General features: G+C 72.7%; 16 protein-coding genes and 1 rRNA gene. 3 read left to right on the plus strand and 14 right to left on the minus strand.

The window, feature by feature from the left end; all coding sequences use genetic code 11:
- Positions 1-76 precede the first annotated feature (76 nt).
- The 5 genes from AB0398_RS21670 to AB0398_RS21690 all read right to left on the minus strand — a co-directional run bounded on the left by AB0398_RS21670 (position 77) and on the right by AB0398_RS21690 (position 5,418).
- Positions 77-1,747 carry a uroporphyrinogen-III synthase gene (locus AB0398_RS21670; RefSeq protein WP_030219243.1) on the minus strand — a complete coding sequence of 557 codons (1,671 nt, stop codon included), beginning with the start codon at positions 1,745-1,747 and terminating at the stop codon, positions 77-79.
- Positions 1,744-2,730, minus strand: coding sequence for a hydroxymethylbilane synthase (gene hemC / locus AB0398_RS21675; protein WP_366377221.1), 987 nt, complete (start codon positions 2,728-2,730; stop codon positions 1,744-1,746). The genes AB0398_RS21670 and hemC overlap by 4 nt, the downstream gene beginning before the upstream one ends.
- Complete coding sequence (locus AB0398_RS21680) at positions 2,727-4,082, minus strand: glutamyl-tRNA reductase (RefSeq protein ID WP_366377222.1); 1,356 nt, start codon at positions 4,080-4,082, stop codon at positions 2,727-2,729. Before AB0398_RS21680 ends, hemC begins: the two co-directional genes overlap by 4 nt.
- Entirely contained in the window at positions 4,079-4,867 is a 789-nt protein-coding gene (locus tag AB0398_RS21685) for a redox-sensing transcriptional repressor Rex (RefSeq protein WP_366377223.1), read from the minus strand. Before AB0398_RS21685 ends, AB0398_RS21680 begins: the two co-directional genes overlap by 4 nt.
- A gap of 272 nt (positions 4,868-5,139) precedes the next feature.
- Positions 5,140-5,418: a glutaredoxin family protein gene (locus AB0398_RS21690; protein ID WP_366377224.1), complete on the minus strand. Its 279-nt coding sequence runs from the start codon at positions 5,416-5,418 to the stop codon at positions 5,140-5,142.
- A 183-nt stretch (positions 5,419-5,601) separates the two neighbouring features.
- Here AB0398_RS21690 and AB0398_RS21695 point away from each other — a divergent pair, with 183 nt between their 5' ends.
- The 3 genes from AB0398_RS21695 to AB0398_RS21705 all read left to right on the plus strand — a co-directional run bounded on the left by AB0398_RS21695 (position 5,602) and on the right by AB0398_RS21705 (position 9,354).
- Positions 5,602-6,543: an HAD-IB family hydrolase gene (locus AB0398_RS21695; protein ID WP_366377225.1), complete on the plus strand. Its 942-nt coding sequence runs from the start codon at positions 5,602-5,604 to the stop codon at positions 6,541-6,543.
- Between the two features lie 452 nt (positions 6,544-6,995).
- Positions 6,996-7,781 carry an ECF subfamily RNA polymerase sigma factor, BldN family gene (locus AB0398_RS21700; RefSeq protein ID WP_366377226.1) on the plus strand — a complete coding sequence of 262 codons (786 nt, stop codon included), beginning with the start codon at positions 6,996-6,998 and terminating at the stop codon, positions 7,779-7,781.
- Between the two features lie 319 nt (positions 7,782-8,100).
- Positions 8,101-9,354: a DUF5667 domain-containing protein gene (locus AB0398_RS21705; RefSeq protein ID WP_366377227.1), complete on the plus strand. Its 1,254-nt coding sequence runs from the start codon at positions 8,101-8,103 to the stop codon at positions 9,352-9,354.
- 77 nt (positions 9,355-9,431) lie between these two features.
- On the opposite strand, the gene AB0398_RS21710 is transcribed toward AB0398_RS21705, so the two are convergent.
- The 9 genes from AB0398_RS21710 to rrf form a co-directional block, all read right to left on the minus strand.
- Complete coding sequence (locus tag AB0398_RS21710) at positions 9,432-10,460, minus strand: lysophospholipid acyltransferase family protein (RefSeq protein WP_366377228.1); 1,029 nt, start codon at positions 10,458-10,460, stop codon at positions 9,432-9,434.
- Positions 10,461-10,475: 15 nt separating this feature from the next.
- Positions 10,476-11,570: an NAD-dependent epimerase/dehydratase family protein gene (locus AB0398_RS21715; protein ID WP_366377229.1), complete on the minus strand. Its 1,095-nt coding sequence runs from the start codon at positions 11,568-11,570 to the stop codon at positions 10,476-10,478.
- Positions 11,571-11,756: 186 nt separating this feature from the next.
- Complete coding sequence (locus tag AB0398_RS21720; protein WP_003948845.1) at positions 11,757-11,855, minus strand: AURKAIP1/COX24 domain-containing protein; 99 nt, start codon at positions 11,853-11,855, stop codon at positions 11,757-11,759.
- A gap of 194 nt (positions 11,856-12,049) precedes the next feature.
- Positions 12,050-12,259: a helix-turn-helix domain-containing protein gene (locus tag AB0398_RS21725; RefSeq protein ID WP_030219271.1), complete on the minus strand. Its 210-nt coding sequence runs from the start codon at positions 12,257-12,259 to the stop codon at positions 12,050-12,052.
- A gap of 127 nt (positions 12,260-12,386) precedes the next feature.
- Positions 12,387-13,202, minus strand: coding sequence for a phosphatase (locus AB0398_RS21730; protein ID WP_366377230.1), 816 nt, complete (start codon positions 13,200-13,202; stop codon positions 12,387-12,389).
- A 103-nt stretch (positions 13,203-13,305) separates the two neighbouring features.
- Positions 13,306-14,481, minus strand: a complete 1,176-nt coding sequence (locus AB0398_RS21735) for an acetoin utilization protein AcuC (protein WP_366377231.1) — start codon at positions 14,479-14,481, stop codon at positions 13,306-13,308.
- Positions 14,450-15,652, minus strand: a complete 1,203-nt coding sequence (locus AB0398_RS21740) for an MFS transporter (RefSeq protein ID WP_366377232.1) — start codon at positions 15,650-15,652, stop codon at positions 14,450-14,452. Before AB0398_RS21740 ends, AB0398_RS21735 begins: the two co-directional genes overlap by 32 nt.
- Before the next feature lie 43 nt (positions 15,653-15,695).
- On the minus strand, positions 15,696-16,343 hold the full coding sequence (locus AB0398_RS21745; RefSeq protein ID WP_366377233.1) for an HAD family hydrolase: 648 nt from the start codon (positions 16,341-16,343) through the stop codon (positions 15,696-15,698).
- 78 nt (positions 16,344-16,421) lie between these two features.
- Positions 16,422-16,513 (minus strand): 5S ribosomal RNA (rrf, locus tag AB0398_RS21750); the annotation flags it as partial.

Below are 16,513 nucleotides of genomic sequence, written 5' to 3' on the forward strand. Positions count from 1 at the left end.
CGAAAGACCGCGGGGGCCCGGGCAACGCGAAGGGTGCGGGCCCCGTGAGGGACCCGCACCCCGGCGAGGAGAACCGCTACGTCGTCCGGCGCCGTCTCGCACCCGGCCGGCGCTCGCTCGGCCGCGTCACCGGGTCGCCCGCCTCCAGGGCGGACTCGCGGCGGCGCGTGCCGAAGTCCGCGAGGGCCTCGGCCAGCTTGTGGACGGACGGCTCGGGCGACAGGACGTCGACCCGCAGGCCGTGCTCCTCCGCCGTCTTGGCGGTGGCGGGGCCGATGCAGGCGATGACCGTGACGTTGTGCGGCTTGCCGGCGATGCCGACGAGGTTCCGCACGGTCGACGACGAGGTGAAGAGGACCGCGTCGAAGCCGCCGCCCTTGATCGCCTCGCGGGTGTCGGCCGGCGGCGGCGAGGCCCGTACGGTCCGGTAGGCGGTGACGTCGTCGACCTCCCACCCGAGCTCGATGAGGCCCGCGACCAGGGTCTCGGTCGCGATGTCGGCGCGCGGCAGGAAGACGCGGTCGATCGGGTCGAAGACCGGGTCGTACGGCGGCCAGTCCTCCAGGAGTCCGGCGGCGGACTGCTCGCCGCTGGGCACCAGGTCGGGCTTGACGCCGAAGTCGACGAGCGCGGCGGCCGTCTGCTCGCCCACCGCGGCGACCTTGATCCCGGCGAAGGCGCGGGCGTCGAGCCCGTACTCCTCGAACTTCTCGCGGACGGCCTTCACCGCGTTGACGGAGGTGAAGGCGATCCACTCGTAGCGGCCGGTGACCAGGCCCTTGACCGCGCGCTCCATCTGCTGCGGGGTGCGCGGCGGCTCGACGGCGATGGTCGGGACCTCGTGCGGCACGGCGCCGTACGAGCGCAGCTGGTCGGAGAGCGAGGCGGCCTGCTCCTTGGTGCGCGGCACGAGGACCCGCCAGCCGAAGAGCGGCTTGGACTCGAACCACGACAGCTGGTCCCGCTGCGCCGGGGCGCTGCGCTCGCCGACCACGGCTATGACCGGCCGGTGGCCCTCGGGCGAGGGGAGGACCTTGCCCTGCTTGAAGACCTGGGCGATGGTGCCGAGGGTGGCGTTCCAGGTCCGCTGGCGGGTGGTGGTGCCGGCGACGGTGACGGTGAGCGGGGTGTCCGGCTTGCGGCCGGCCGCGACCAGTTCGCCGGCGGCGGCGGCCACCGCGTCGAGGGTGGTGGAGACGACGACGGTGCCGTCGGAGGCGCCGACCTCGCTCCAGCACCGCTCGTCGGCGGTGCGGGCGTCGACGAAGCGCACGTCGGTGCCCTGGGCGTCGCGCAGCGGCACGCCGGCGTAGGCGGGGACGCCGACGGCGGTGGCGACGCCGGGGACGACCTCGAAGGGGATGCCCTCGGCGGCGCAGGCGAGCATCTCGGCGCCGGCGTTGCCGTCGAGGCCGGGGTCGCCGGTCACCGCACGGACGACCCGCCTGCCGCCCCTCGCGGCCTCCATGACAAGATTGGCGGCATCCCTCAACACGGGGACACCGGCGGCTGTTGACGCCTCGTCGACGACCGCCAGCTCCGGCGTGCTCACCCCCGCGCGCGCATGGCCGCGGACGACGTCAAGGACCTCGGGCTCGGCGATCAGGACGTCCGCCCCCGCGAGGGCCTCGACGGCCCGGAGGGTCAGGAGTCCGGGGTCGCCCGGTCCCGCGCCGAGGAACGTGACGTGTCCGTGGCCCGCGAAGGCCGGGGACAGGGGGCTGGTGGTCGGGCTGGTGGGGTTCAAAGTGCTCGCTCCCCCATAAGACCGGCCGCACCCTTGGCGAGCATCTCGTCCGCGAGTACGCGTCCGAGCGCCATGGCCTCGTCGTGCGAGGTGGGTACGGGTCCGGTGGTGGACAGCTGCACCAGCGTCGAGCCGTCGGTGGTGCCGACGACGCCGCGCAGGCGCATCTCGGTGACAGCCTGCCCGTGACCGGGGTCGTCGGCCAGCAGGTCGGCGAGCGCACCCACGGGTGCGGAACAGCCGGCCTCCAGGGCGGCGAGCAGGGAGCGCTCGGCGGTCACGGCGACCCGCGTGTGCGGGTCGTCGAGAGCGGCGAGCGCGGCGACGAGTCCGGCGTCGGACGCCGGACACTCGACGGCGAGGGCCCCCTGGCCGGGGGCGGGCAGCACGGAGTCGACCGGGAGGCGGTCGACCGTCAGGGAGCCGGTGAGCTCCTCGGTGCCGCCGATGCGGTTGAGTCCGGCCGCGGCGAGGACCACCGCGTCGAGTTCTCCGCTGCGGACGTAGCCGACGCGGGTGTCGATGTTGCCCCGGATCGGGACGCAGGTGAGCTCCAGGCCGTGGCTGCGCGCGTAGGCGTGCAGCTGGGCCATGCGGCGCGGCGATCCGGTGCCGACCCGGGCGCCCTTGGGCAGCCGGTCCAGCGTGATGCCGTCGGGGGCGATCAGTACGTCGCGGGGGTCCTCGCGGCGGGGGATCGCGGCCACGACGAGGTCGGGGTGCGGGGTGGTCGGCAGGTCCTTCAGCGAGTGGACGGCGAAGTCCACCTCGCCGGCGAGCAGCGCGTCGCGCAGGGCGGCGACGAAGACGCCGGTGCCGCCGATCTGCGCGAGGTGCTCGCGGGAGGTGTCCCCGTACGTCGTGATCTCCACGAGCTCGACGGGCCGGCCGGTCAGCTGCCGTACGGCGTCGGCCACGTGCCCGGACTGGGCCATGGCGAGCTTGCTGCGCCTGGTCCCGAGCCTCAGTGCCCTCTCGGTCATACTCGCCCTCGGTTCTTGACGTCGGCGTCATTCAGGTCGGCCCGGCTGACGGCGGCGACCGTCTCCGGGTCGAGGTCGAAGAGTGTCCGCAGCGCGTCCGCGTACCCGGCGCCGCCGGGCTCGCTGGCGAGCTGCTTGACCCGCACGGTCGGCGCGTGCAGGAGCTTGTCGACCACGCGGCGCACGGTCTGGGTGATCTCGGCGCGCTGCTTCTCGTCGAGGCCGGGGAGCCGGCCTTCGAGGCGCGCGACCTCGCTGGTGACCACGTCGGCGGCCATGGCGCGCAGGGCGACGACGGTGGGGGTGATGTGGGCGGCGCGCTGGGCGGCGCCGAAGGCGGCGACCTCGTCGGAGACGATGGCCCGGACCTGGTCGACGTCGGCGGCCATGGGCGCGTCGGCGGAGGCCTCGGCAAGCGATTCGATGTCGACGAGCCGGACGCCGGGGAGGCGGTGGGCCGCGGCGTCGATGTCGCGGGGCATGGCGAGGTCGAGCAGGGCGAGGGGGGCCTGGCGGTCCCGTACGGCGTCGGCGACGTCGTCGCCGGTGAGGACGAGGCCGGTGGCTCCGGTGCAGGAGACGACGATGTCGGCGCGGTGCAGTTCGTCGCCGACGGCAACCATCTCGGCCGCGCGTGCGGCGACTCCGGTGCCGCCGGGCTCGCTCAGGATCTGGGCGAGGCGCTCGGCACGGGCGAGGGTGCGGTTGGCGACGACGATCTCGGCGACGCCGGAGCGGGCGAGGGTGGCGGCGGCCAGGGAGGACATCGAGCCGGCGCCGATGACGAGGGCCTTCTTGCCCTTGGCCCAGGTCTCGACGTCCTCGCCGTCGGCCAGCTGCTGGAGCCCGAAGGTGACCAGCGACTGTCCGGCGCGGTCGATGCCGGTCTCGCTGTGGGCGCGCTTGCCGACCCGCAGGGCCTGCTGGAAGAGGTCGTTGAGGAGACGTCCGGCGGTGTGCAGTTCCTGGCCGAGGGCGAGGGCGTCCTTGATCTGGCCGAGGATCTGACCCTCGCCGACGACCATGGAGTCCAGGCCGCAGGCCACCGAGAAGAGGTGGTGGACGGCCCGGTCCTCGTAGTGCACGTAGAGGTAGGGGGTGAGCTCGTCCAGGCCGACGCCGCTGTGCTGGGCGAGGAGCGTGGACAGCTCGGCGACGCCGGCGTGGAACTTGTCGACGTCGGCGTAGAGCTCGATGCGGTTGCAGGTGGCCAGGACGGTGCCCTCGGCGGCCGGTTCGGCGGCGAGGGTGTCCTGGAGGAGCTTGGTGCGGGTGTCGGCCGGCAGGGCGGCCCGTTCCAGGATGGAGACGGGGGCGCTGCGGTGGCTGAGTCCGACGACGAGGAGGCTCATGCCGGCATCACGGCGGGGACGTCCCCGTCGGGTCCCTTGCGGCTGCCGCCCGTGGTGCCGCGGGGGGCGGGCGGTACGGCGGCGGGGGCGGGCGCGGTGTCGGCGCCGTCGGCCCCGGCCTCCTCGCCGGCCTTGCGCTGCTCGTGGAAGGCGAGGATCTGGAGCTCGATGGAGAGGTCGACCTTGCGCACGTCGACGCCGTCGGGGACGGAGAGGACGGTCGGGGCGAAGTTCAGGATGGAGGTGACGCCGGCGGCCACGAGGCGGTCGCAGACCTGCTGGGCGACGCCGGCGGGGGTGGCGATGACGCCGATGGAGACGCCGTCCTCCTCGATGATCCGCTCGAGGTCGTCGCTGTGCTGGACGGGGATGCCCGCGACGGGCCTGCCGGTCATGGCGGGGTCGGCGTCGATCAGCGCGGCGACACGGAAGCCCCGGGAGGCGAAGCCGCCGTAGCCGGCGAGCGCGGCGCCGAGGTTGCCGATGCCGACGATGACGACGGGCCAGTCCTGGGTGAGGCCCAGCTCGCGGGAGATCTGGTAGACGAGGTACTCGACGTCGTAGCCGACCCCGCGGGTGCCGTAGGAGCCGAGGTAGCTGAAGTCCTTGCGCAGCTTCGCGGAGTTGACCCCCGCCGCGGCCGCGAGCTCCTCGGAGGAGACCGTGGGTACGGCACGCTCCGAGAGCGCGGTCAGCGCGCGCAGATACAGCGGAAGCCGGGCGACGGTGGCCTCGGGAATTCCTCGGCTACGGGTCGCCGGTCGGTGAGTTCGGCCAGTTGCCACGGTGCTCCTGCGGGATGAGCGGGGCTGCAGGCGGCCATATGTCCCAAGACCGCCCCGTCGAATGCAGGCTATGTCTTTGTGAACGCGTGCACAAAGATGGTGTCCGTTTTGTCCGGCCAAAGTGACCGGGGTCACGCGGCCGGTTCCCGCCGTCGTGGAACCGCGGAGAAGCTCGGCGCGTTGAGAACCCGAAGGGGGCAAAACCGCACACTCTCCTCACGATGCCGCCCCCGAAACCCAACAAAACGTCCATGATGGTAACCGGGTTCCGGTCACGCACCCAGTTCGCGCCGGAGCCGGTCGGCGTCCACCCGCCAGAAGGTGTGCTGCTCCCCGTCGACCAGGACGACGGGGATCTGCTCCCAGTACGCCCGGTGGAGATCCTCGTCGCGGGTGATGTCCTTCTCCTCCCAGGACGCCCCGGTCTCCGCGCACACGGCCTCGATCACCGCCCTTGCGTCGTCGCAGAGATGACATCCCGGCCTGCCGATGAGGGTCACGGTCCGCGCCCCGGCGTCCGCCTTCTTCTTCCGTCCGAACATGGCGCCCATTCTGTCCCGCCGCCGGGACCGGACCCGCCCGCCGTGACCGTCTCCGGCCCCCGTCCCCCGCCCGCCGGAGCCGGTTCCGGACCCGTCCGGACGTGATCCGATTAACAGGGGGGTCCCGCACTGTTCACGCCGCGGCATCGTCACAAGTCGGGAAGTACCGAACAGACTGGCTATGCTCACGGCATGGCCGCTCTGGGATGGCTCACCCCTCGTAGGCGCTCCGCCACCGCGCGCAGCGTCCTCGCAGGCGAGGCCGCTGCCGAGGCAGCGCGCAAGACCTCGCTCCAGCTGGAACGGGAGCGGGAGGAAGCCTCGGCCGAACCCCCCGCCGAGCCCGAGTTCCCGGTCGTCGGCGACGTGCGGGCGGCGGCCTTCTTCGACCTCGACAACACCGTGATGCAGGGCGCCGCGATCTTTCACTTCGGCCGCGGCCTGTACAAGAGGAAGTTCTTCCAGCGCAGCGAACTCGCCCGCTTCGCCTGGCAGCAGGCCTGGTTCCGGCTCGCCGGCGTCGAGGACCCCGAGCACATGCAGGACGCCCGCGAGAGCGCCCTGTCCATCGTCAAGGGCCACCGGGTCTCCGAGCTGATGAGCATCGGCGAGGAGATCTACGACGAGTACATGGCCGACCGCATCTGGCCCGGGACCCGCGGCCTCGCCCAGGCGCACCTGGACGCGGGCCAGAAGGTGTGGCTCGTCACGGCCGCCCCGGTCGAGACGGCCACGATCATCGCCCGCCGGCTCGGCCTGACCGGCGCGCTCGGCACGGTCGCCGAGTCCGTCGACGGCGTCTACACCGGCAGGCTGGTCGGCGAGCCCCTGCACGGACCGGCCAAGGCCGAGGCGGTACGGGCGCTCGCCGGCGCCGAGGGCCTGGACCTGGGCCGCTGCGCCGCGTACAGCGACTCGCACAACGACATCCCGATGCTCTCGCTCGTCGGGCACCCGTACGCGATCAACCCGGACGCCAAGCTCCGGAAGCACGCGAAGGAACGGGAGTGGCGGCTGCGCGACTACCGGACCGGACGCAAGGCCGCCAAGGTCGGCATCCCCGCCGCCGCGGGCCTGGGCGCGCTGGCCGGCGGCACGGCCGCCGCCGTCGCCCTGCACCGCCGCCGCCACTGACCCCGGGGGCCGCGGTCCGCCGCCCCACACCCTCTTCCGCCGTCGCCTCCGCCTCCGCCGGTACGTTTCGGCTGCGATCATCTGCGACAACCCCGGACCGGGCGCCCTCACCCGTCCGTGGTCGAACAGCACCGCACAGGTCGACTCCCGGGCATTCCCGGCCCCTTACCCCGCAGCGGCCCCGATCACTCACGCATCTCTCACTTGAGCACAACAGAGCGTGCACGTGATCACATCCGAAAGCAGACCGATCAACAACCAGTCACCAACTGGACCTTGATCCGACTGCAAGCAGTAACAGATGCGACTGAACCGGCGATTTCTGCAACTGGGTGTAGCGCCGCCTGTACGAAGCGTTATTCTCCTCAGACGCACAAAGGACCCCTCCCGTCGCCACGACGAGTGAACGGTCCCGCACTGCACGTGATGGAAGCTCTGCCTCTGGGAGTCCCGTGTACCCACACGTCGGGGTTGACACCTCGGGCCTGGCTACGCTGCGCGCAACGGTCCTCGACCACTTGCGCGGCTTCGTCCCCACCGCGTACGCCGGCCCCGTCCCCGCTTTCGCCTTCGCCGCACCGGCACCCGTCGGGCCTTGCTACGCCCTGGCCGACGGCGGCGCCGCCGTGGGCAGACGCGGCGCCCGTTCCGGCACCTCGACCGCCGCCCGCCGGCCCGCCGCGGACAGCGACAGCGCCCGCATGATGGACCTGGTCGAACGGGCCCAGGCGGGCGAGGCCGAGGCCTTCGGCCGCCTGTACGACCAGTACAGCGACACGGTCTACCGCTACATCTACTACCGCGTCGGCGGGAAGGCGACGGCGGAGGACCTGACCAGCGAGACCTTCCTGCGCGCCCTGCGCCGGATCTCGACCTTCACCTGGCAGGGCCGCGACTTCGGCGCCTGGCTCGTCACCATCGCCAGGAACCTGGTCGCCGACCACTTCAAGTCCAGCCGCTTCCGGCTTGAGGTCACCACCGGCGAGATGCTCGACGCCAACGAGGTGGAGCGCAGCCCCGAGGACTCCGTCCTGGAGTCGCTCTCCAACGCCGCCCTCCTCGACGCGGTCCGCCGCCTCAACCCCCAGCAGCAGGAGTGCGTGACCCTGCGCTTCCTCCAGGGCCTCTCGGTCGCCGAGACCGCCCGCGTCATGGGGAAGAACGAGGGGGCGATCAAGACCCTCCAGTACCGGGCGGTCCGCACCCTGGCCCGGCTCCTCCCCGACGACGCCCGCTGACCGGGGACGCCGGCCGCCGACCGCGTGGCTCCCCCGCGCACGTCCCACCGTGACCCGCCCCGGTCCGCGGCCCGTCCCCTCCCCCCACATGCCCCCGACCCCCCGCCCAACTCACAGTCGGTGACGCCCCGATGACGCACTGGTCCGATCATCTCTCGCGCGTAACCCAAGTGCCGCGCCGCTCGTTGTGCGGGATGCAGGCTCCCCGTGGTCACACCCTGCCCGCAGCCACTCACTCTTTCGTGTGGATGCGCTCAAGGTGTGCAACCCTCCGGACACCCCCGGGAGTCGACCGTCATGACGAGAGGAGGTGCCGCCAGTGATCGCGAACGTATCGGCGCACCGGCGGGCGAACGCCTTCGCCCAGGCCCTGGACGACCGGGCGTCCGAGGGCGCTGCGGCCGAGCAGCCCGAAGCCCCGGCCCCACCGGCCGAACCTGCGGAGCAGGGACGGCTGCTGGCCTTGGCGAACGGACTCGGCGAGCTGCCCAAGCCGCAGCTCGACCCCGAGGTCAAAGTGGTGCACCGGGCCCGGATGATCGCCGCCATGGAAGCGATGCTCATGGAGGGGACCGCGGCCGCGGGACCCACGGTCCCGGAGCAGCGGACGTCCACCGGCAAGGGAGCCCACCGGGCGTCCCCGCTCCGGAAGCTCCGCCCCCGCTCCCGCTGGTCCAAGGGGCTCGCCGCCGGCGGCCTCACGGTCGGCGTGGCCGCGGGAGCCTTCGGCGGAGTGGCCGCCGCCAGCTCCGACGCCCTCCCCGGCGACTCGCTCTACGGGCTGAAGCGCGGGATGGAGGACATCAAGCTGGGCATGGCGGACGACGACGCGGACCGCGGCGGCATCTACCTCGACCAGGCCTCCACCCGCCTCAGCGAGGCCCGCCGCCTCATGGAGCGCGGCCGCGCGGGCGACCTCGACCACGAGTCGCTCGCCGAGATCCGCCGCGTCCTGGGCGGGATGAAGCACGACGCCACCGAGGGCCACCGGCTCCTGCGCCAGGCGTACGAGCGGGACGGCGCCCTCGGCCCGATGGCCCGGCTCAACTCCTTCGCCCAGGCCCACCGGGACACCTGGGACGGCCTCCGCGACCGGCTCCCCGTGCAGCTCGCGGACGTCGGCAGCGAGGTCACGCACGTCTTCGACGCCATAGACGAAGAGGTCGAGCCGCTCCAGTCGGTGCTCCCCCGCACCCCCGAGAGGGGCGCGGTCGGCACCGAGGGCCCGCGCAGCACCCCCAGCACGTCGCAGGACGCCGGGAGGACGGACACCCAGCGGCCGCCGGCCGGCCGGGAGACGCCCTCCTCCGGCAACCCGTCCACCGCGCCCCGCCCGTCGGGTCCCGGCACGGACACCGGCCCGGGCGCGGACAGCGGCACCACCGCCCCGCCGAAGGACGACGGCCTCATCGGCGGCGGCACCGGCGGACTGCTCAAGCCCTCCCCGACCGGGCCCCCGACGTCCCCGCCGGCGGCGGACCAGCCGGCCCCGGACGTCCCCGACGTCACCATCCCGCCCATCCTGCCGGGCCTGCTTCCGGGCCTCGGCATCGACAGCGAGGACGCTCGCTAGCAAGAGGAAGGGGCGCCCCCACGGACGGGGGGCGCCCCTTCTTCATGTACCGATGCCCTGCCTCCGGCCGAGAGGCCTCAGAAGAACACCGACCTCCGCTGCACCAAAAGCTTGTACAGCGTGTGCTGGATCTGCTCCCGCACCTGGTCCGTCAGGTTGAACATCAGCATCGGGTCCTCCGCCGCCTCCGGCGCGTACGAGTCCGTCTGGATCGGCTCCCCGAACTGGATCGTCCACTTCGTCGGCAGCGGCAGCGCCCCCAGCGGTCCCAGCCACGGGAAGGTCGGGGTCAGCGGGAAGTACGGCAGGCCCAGGATCCGCGCCAGCGTCCTGGCGTTCCCCACCATGGGGTATATCTCCTCCGCGCCCACGATCGAGCAGGGCACGATCGGCACCCCGGCCCGCAGCGCCGTCGAGACGAACCCGCCCCGCCCGAACCGCTGGAGCTTGTACCGCTCCCCGAAGGGCTTCCCGATCCCCTTGAAGCCCTCCGGCATCACCCCGACGATCTCGCCGGAGCGCAGCAGCCGCTCCGCGTCCTCCGCGCACGCCAGGGTGTGCCCCGCCTTGCGCGCCAGCTCGTTGACGACCGGCAGCACGAAGACCAGGTCCGCGGCGAGCAGCCGCAGGTGCCGCCCCGCCGGGTGCCGGTCGTGGACGGCGACCTGCATCATCAGCCCGTCCAGCGGGAGCGTCCCCGAGTGGTTGGCGACGATCAGCGCCCCGCCCTTGTCGGGGATGTTCTCGACGCCCTTCACCTCCACCCGGAAGTACTTCTCGTACAGCGGGCGCAGCAGCGACATCAGGACCTGGTCGGTGAGCTCCTCGTCGTAGCCGAACTCGTCGATCTCGTACTCGCCGGTGATCCGCCGCCGCAGGAACGCGAGCCCGCCCGCGAGCCGCCGCTCCCAGTCGCCCCCGGCGGCCGGCGGCTCCGGGGCGACGGGCGCGGCCGGCTCCTCCACCGCCGCCCGGGCGGCGGGGAGTTCCGGCTCCTGCGGCCCCGGCAGGGCCCGTACGGCCGCCGCCTCGCCGTCGGCCCGGGCGGGCCGCCGGCGCGCCCGTGAGCGGTCGTCGTCGAAGGGAATGACCTTGGCGTCCGCCATCGCAGTCGGGCCTCCTCAGGCGCCGTCGTGAACTGTGGGAGCTCCGGAAGGAGAAGAAGGAGAAGAGGGAGAGGGGACAGCGGCCGGGACCAGGTGTCCGGCCAGCCGGTCCACGGCCCCCGCCAGCGCCTCGGGCGGCAGCAGCCCCCGCCCCCGGCCGCGCGCGAAGTCCGCGAAGGCCTCCGCCGTGGTGTGCCGGGGCGAGAAGCCGAAGACCTCGCGCGTGTGGACCGTGGAGACGACCCGGCCGTGCGTGAGCAGCCGGATCTGCTCGGGCGCGAAGTCGGTGATGCCGACCGTGCGCAGCGCCGTCCCCACCCAGGTGACCGCCGGGAGGAGCACCGGGACCGTCGGCCGGCCGAGCCGCCGCGCGCACTGGGACAGGAGCAGCACCCCGTCCCCGGCCACGTTGAAGGTGCCGCTGTTCTGGGTGGCCCGGCGCGGCTCGTGCGCCGCCAGGCGCAGGACGTCGATCACGTCGTCCTCGTGGACGAACTGGAGCCGCGGGTCGTAGCCGAGGACGGTCGGCAGGACGGGCAGCGCCAGGTACTCGGTCAGCGGGGAGTCGATCCGGGGGCCCAGGATGTTCGCGAACCTCAGCACGCACACGGCCACGTCCGGGCGGCGCCGGGCGAAGCCCCGCACGTACCCCTCGACCTCGACGGCGTCCTTCGCGAAGCCCCCGCTCGGCAGCGCCTTCGCGGGCGTCGTCTCGGTGAAGACGGCCGGGTCGCGCGGCGCGGAGCCGTACACGCTCGTACTGGACTTGACGACGAGGCGCCCGATCCGCGGCGACTTCTGGCAGGCGCCGAGGAGCTGCATGGTGCCGATGACGTTGGTCTCCTTGACCGACGTCCGGCCGCCCCCGCCGAGGGCCGTCCCGGTGACGTCCAGATGGACCACCGTGTCGACGTCGTGCTCGGCGAGGACCTTCGCGATCTCGGGGCGGCGGATGTCCACCCGTACGAAGTCGGCGGCGCCGAGCTGGTGCGCCGGGTCGACCGCGTCGACCGCGATCACCCGCTCCACCTCGGGGTCCCGCTGGATCCGCCGCACGAAGCGGCCGCCGAGGTGCCGGGCGGCACCGGTGACGAGCACGACCCTGCCCAAGATCAGCGCCTTCCGTCCGTCTTCGGTCTTCCGTGGAACGCTTCTTCCGGTCCGCCGGGTTCCGCCGGTTCCGTAGGTCGCCACCGTAGCGCTTCCAGATTTCCGCGCAATAAAAGACGTGGCCCTCCACCGCGAACGGTGAAGGGCCACGCCCGACGCACTGAATGCTGCGGTGCAGCGGTCGCCTTACTTCTTGTTGCGACGCTGAACGCGCGTGCGCTTGAGCAGCTTGCGGTGCTTCTTCTTCGCCATCCGCTTGCGCCGCTTCTTGATAACAGAGCCCACGACTACCCTCGCTCACTTCTCGGAACATTCCCGCCTCGGCGGGAATCGGTGCGGGGCGTCTGGGCCCACACGACCTACGTCGGCCTAGCCTACCGTCCCGAGCAGCTCGCTCGTAATCCGAGGGCGACATCCGGCTCTCCCGGAAGCCGCCCGGGGTTCTCCCGGGCTTCTCCCGGCACCCTGCCGCGCGCTCGCTACGCGGTCCCCACCCCCACGTAGGACTCCCGGAGGTACTCGTGCACCGCCTGCTCGGGCACCCGGAAGGACCTGCCCACCCGGATCGCCGGCAGATGACCGCTGTGCACCAAGCGGTACACGGTCATCTTCGAGACGCGCATCACCGAGGCGACTTCCGCCACGGTCAGAAACTTGACCTCGTTGAGAGGTCGATCGCCAGCAGCCATGACCCACCTGTACCTTCCGCCGCGACGCCCACCGGCTTCCCCTCCGGTGACTCTTCGTCGCCGAGCGCTCACGATCCAGAGTAGGGGCGGGTGGTACGAGTGGGGAAGAGGAGCCACCGCCGGCCGTTTACCGTGACAGACAGGCTCGATTGAGTACATAGCGCGTCAGCGGGAGGTACGAGGCGGAGCGCACGCCGTCGTCAAGCGGAACCACCGCAGACACCTGTCCCTCCGCCTCCCCGACGAACAGCGCGGGATCGTCCGTGTCGGCGAGCCCGATGGCCTCGATACCCAGCTGACCTGCCCCGCAGACCCATCCGTGGTCCCCGACCACCAGCTCCGGGAGCGGCCCGCCGGAGTCGGCCGCACTCTCCAGGGCGGCCCTGACCGGTAGCGGCGAATGGCAGTGCGCCCCCGGTGCGCGCCCGCCCCCGGGCGGCCCGGGTTCCCGTACGAACGCCACCCCCTGTGCGTAGTCGAGGAGGTACGTGCGTACGCCGAACCGGGTCGTCATGTCGACACATCTCCCCTGCGCCGGGGTGAGGACAAGACATCCCGCCGCCGACAACGCGTCTGCGAGGACGGCGTAGAAACCGAGCAACCGGTGCGGATGGCCCGTGCCCAGGAGCACCGGAACCCGCCGCGCCGCCGCCGCTCCGAGCCGCGCCGCGAAGGCGTCGAGCCCCCGTAGGGTGCGCTCCGGATCGATGGCGTCGGGGCCCGACCGGTGCCGCGGATCCCCCGAGACCCCGCACCGGTCGGCCATGAGCCGCAGCAGCCCGGCCTCGTCCCAGCGGCGCACCGGATCGAGCCCGAGCAGCACCCGGGGATCGCGCGCGGCGAAGAGCCGGTAGCTCCGCAGGTTCTCCTCCCGGGGGGTCGCCACCGTGCCCGCCAACCCCGCCGCCAACAGATGCGCCCGCAGCGCCCCGGTACTCCACACCCCTCCGATGCTGCCGGAACGCGGCCCCCCGGGGACGCGAACCTCCAGGACGCCCCACCGTCGGCGTAACTTCCGGTAGGGGGCTCCCCGGACGGGCGGCGCTTCAGGCCAGCAGCCCCCGCAGCGGGAAGGCCGCCCTGCGGGTCGCGATCACCGCCTGGTCGAGCCGGTCGGCCGGGTCGTACCCATCGGACCAGTCCTGGAAGGCCACCGGCCACCGCCCGTCCGTCATCCGCGCGGGGCCCGACTGCCGCGTCCGCGCGTACACCTCGTCCCGCCAGGACGAGGGGATCACCGACGCGGGGTCCACGGGCGCGTGCGCCGCGATCCCCACCAGGTGCGTCCACGACCGGGGTACGACGTCGACCACCGCGTACCCGCCGCCGCCGAGCGCCAGCCACTTGCCGCCGGCGTGCTCGTGCGCCAGCTCGTGACAGGCCTCCTGGACCGCCCGCTGGGCGTCGAGGGAGACCGCCAGGTGGGCGAGCGGGTCCTCGAAGTGCGTGTCCGCCCCGTGCTGCGTCACCAGGACCTGCGGCCGGAAGTCCGCGATCACCTCCGGCACGACCGCGTGGAAGGCCCGCAGCCATCCCGCGTCCCCGGTCCCGGCCGGAAGCGCCACGTTCACGGCCCCGCCCTCGCCGGCCCCCGGCGCACCGGTCTCCTCCGGCCAGCCGGTCTGCGGGAACAGCGTCCTCGGATGCTCGTGCAGCGAGACCGTCAGGACCCGCGGGTCCTCCCAGAACGCCGCCTGCACCCCGTCCCCGTGGTGCACGTCCACGTCCACGTACGCCACCCGCTCCGCGCCCAGTTCGAGCAGCCGGGCGATGGCGAGCGAGGCGTCGTTGTAGACGCAGAAGCCGGACGCGGCCCCGGGCATCGCGTGGTGCAGCCCGCCGGAGAAGTTGACCGCGTGCGCGGCCTCCCCGCGCCAGATCGCCTCCGCCGCCCCCACCGACTGCCCGGCGATCAGCGCCGACACCTCGTGCATCCCGGCGAACGCCGGATCGTCGACCGTGCCGAGCCCGTACGCCTGGTCGGCACGGCGCGGATCGGCCGAGGCCGCCCGCACGGCCGCCACGTAGTCCTCGCGGTGCACGAGCCGCAGCGTCGAGTCCCCGGCCGGCTTCGCCGCGACCACGTCGACCGCCCGGTCGAGGCCGTGGGCCCGCACCAGCGACATCGTCAGCGCGAGCCGTACCGGATCCATCGGATGCTCGGACCCGAAGTCGTACTGCGTGACAGCTTCATCCCACATCAACAGTGCGCGGCCGCTCATGCCCGCCACCGTATCGGGCCCCTCGCGGGCCGAACGACGTGGCGTACGCCACCGTCACCAGGACGAGCACCATCGGCACCAGCATCGCGCCCCGGTAGCTCCACGCGTCCCCGAGCGTCCCCACGAGCGGCGACCCGACCAGGAACCCGACGTAGTTGAAGACGTTGAGCCGCGCCACGGCCGCGTCGCTGTTCCCGGGGAAGAGCCGCCCGGCGGCGGCGAAGGTCTGCGGCACGATCACGCTGAGGCCGAGCCCGAGGAGCGTGAACGCCGCGATCCCCGCCCAGGCGCCCGGCGCCACCGCGACGAGCCCGAACCCGAGCGCCGCGAGCACGGCACCGCCCCGCACGACCGCCGCGGCCCCGAGCCGGCTCACCCCGAAGTCCCCGACGGCCCGCCCGAGGAGCGTCGTCACCATGTACGCGTTGTACGGCACGGTCGCCAGCTCCTCGGAGCTGCCCAGCACGTCCTGGAGGTACTTGGCGCTCCAGTTGGCGACCGTGGAGTCCCCGATGTACGCGAAGCTCATCACCAGGCAGAGCGGCAGCAGCAGCTTGAACGCGACCCCGCCGCTCCCCTTCTCCCCGCTCTCCTCCGGCCCGGGCCCGTCGTCCCCGGCCGCGTACCACCGGCTGCCGACGAGCGCGAGGGGCAACAGGGCGGCCACGACCGGCAGATAGGACGTGAACAGCGACAGGTGCCAGTGCGCCCCGGCCCAGGCGAGCGAGGCCCCGACGATCCCGCCGAGGCTGTACGCGGCGTGGAAGCCGAGCATGATGCTCCGCCCGTACGCCCGCTGGAGGCTCACGCCCAGCATGTTCATGGACGCGTCCAAGGCGCCCACGGCGACCCCGAAGAGCCCGAGGGCGACGGCGGCCTGCCACAGCTCCGTACCGGCGCCGACGGCGAGCAGGGCGAGGAGCACGAAGGGCTGGGACCAGCGCAGTACCACCGCCGGCCCCACCCGGGCGACGACCTTCTCGGTCGTCACGCTCGCCACTCCGGCGAGGATCGGCACGGCGGCCAGGAAGGCGGGCAGCAGCGCGTCGGATATCCCGTACCGGTCCTGGATCGCGGGTATCCGGGTCACGAGCAGGGCGAAGGTGACCCCCTGCACGAAGAAACCGAACGCCAGGGATCCCCGCCCACGCCGCAACCGCGCATCCGTCATGGCGGCACAGCGTACGGCCGAAAACTACCCGTGGGTAGACGGATCACATCCCCAGAATCGCGGGCAGCTCGTCCATCCTCCGGAAGAACCCCTCGGCCCCGGCGAGCTTCTCCTCGGGCGTCATCGCGGTGAACCCGTACACGTCCATCCCGGCGGCCAGGGCGGCCCGCACGCCGAGCCGGCTGTCCTCGACGACGACGCACCGCCCGGGCTCGACGCCCATCCGCGCGGCGGCGTGCAGGAACAGGTCCGGTGCCGGCTTGCCCCGGCCGACGTCCTCGGAGCTGAAGACGTTCTCGTCCCGGAACCAGGCGTCGAGCCCGGTCTTCCGGTGCCCGACCCTGATCCGCTCGTGACTCCCCGAGGAGGCCACGCAGTACGGAACCCCGGCCGCCACCAGCTGCTTCAGCACGTCCTCGACCCCGGGCACGGGCTCCAACCCGGCCCGGAACGCGGCGAAGACGCGCGCGTGGAAGACGTCGTCGAAGTCCGCGGGCAGCCGCTGCCCGGTCCGCTCCTCGACCAGGTCGTGGACGCGGTGCATGGCGGACCCCATGTAGTCGCGCAGTGAGTCCTCGTACGAGGTGGGGTGCCCGAGCTCCGTCAGATAGCCGGCCAACAGGGTGTTGGAGATCGGCTCGCTGTCCACCAGCACACCGTCGTTGTCGAAGATGACCAAGTCGTATCGCATGGCATCAGCGTAGAACGCGCCCGGAACGCAAAAATGCCTCAACCCCCGGACATGGTCCGGGGGTTGAGGCTAAAAATTGTTCGGCGGTGTCCTACTCTCCCACAGGGTCCCCCCTGCAGTACCATCGGCGCTGAAAGGCTTAGCTTCCGGGTTCGGAATGTAACCGGGCG

This window comes from Streptomyces sp. NPDC086147 (genome assembly GCF_040702165.1).
In the GTDB taxonomy this organism is placed as follows: domain Bacteria; phylum Actinomycetota; class Actinomycetes; order Streptomycetales; family Streptomycetaceae; genus Streptomyces.

Bases quoted from the DNA above. Each gene is read 5' to 3' on its own strand.
- AB0398_RS21735 (WP_366377231.1), bottom strand. From the start codon at position 14,481: ATGAGCGGCCGCGCACTGTTGATGTGGGATGAAGCTGTCACGCAGTAC.
- AB0398_RS21710 (WP_366377228.1), bottom strand. From the start codon at position 10,460: ATGGCGGACGCCAAGGTCATTCCCTTCGACGACGACCGCTCACGGGCG.
- AB0398_RS21680 (WP_366377222.1), bottom strand. From the start codon at position 4,082: ATGAGCCTCCTCGTCGTCGGACTCAGCCACCGCAGCGCCCCCGTCTCC.
- hemC (WP_366377221.1), bottom strand. From the start codon at position 2,730: ATGACCGAGAGGGCACTGAGGCTCGGGACCAGGCGCAGCAAGCTCGCC.
- AB0398_RS21695 (WP_366377225.1), top strand. From the start codon at position 5,602: ATGGCCGCTCTGGGATGGCTCACCCCTCGTAGGCGCTCCGCCACCGCG.
- AB0398_RS21690 (WP_366377224.1), bottom strand. From the start codon at position 5,418: ATGGGCGCCATGTTCGGACGGAAGAAGAAGGCGGACGCCGGGGCGCGG.
- AB0398_RS21745 (WP_366377233.1), bottom strand. From the start codon at position 16,343: ATGCGATACGACTTGGTCATCTTCGACAACGACGGTGTGCTGGTGGAC.
- AB0398_RS21740 (WP_366377232.1), bottom strand. From the start codon at position 15,652: ATGACGGATGCGCGGTTGCGGCGTGGGCGGGGATCCCTGGCGTTCGGT.
- AB0398_RS21725 (WP_030219271.1), bottom strand. From the start codon at position 12,259: ATGGCTGCTGGCGATCGACCTCTCAACGAGGTCAAGTTTCTGACCGTG.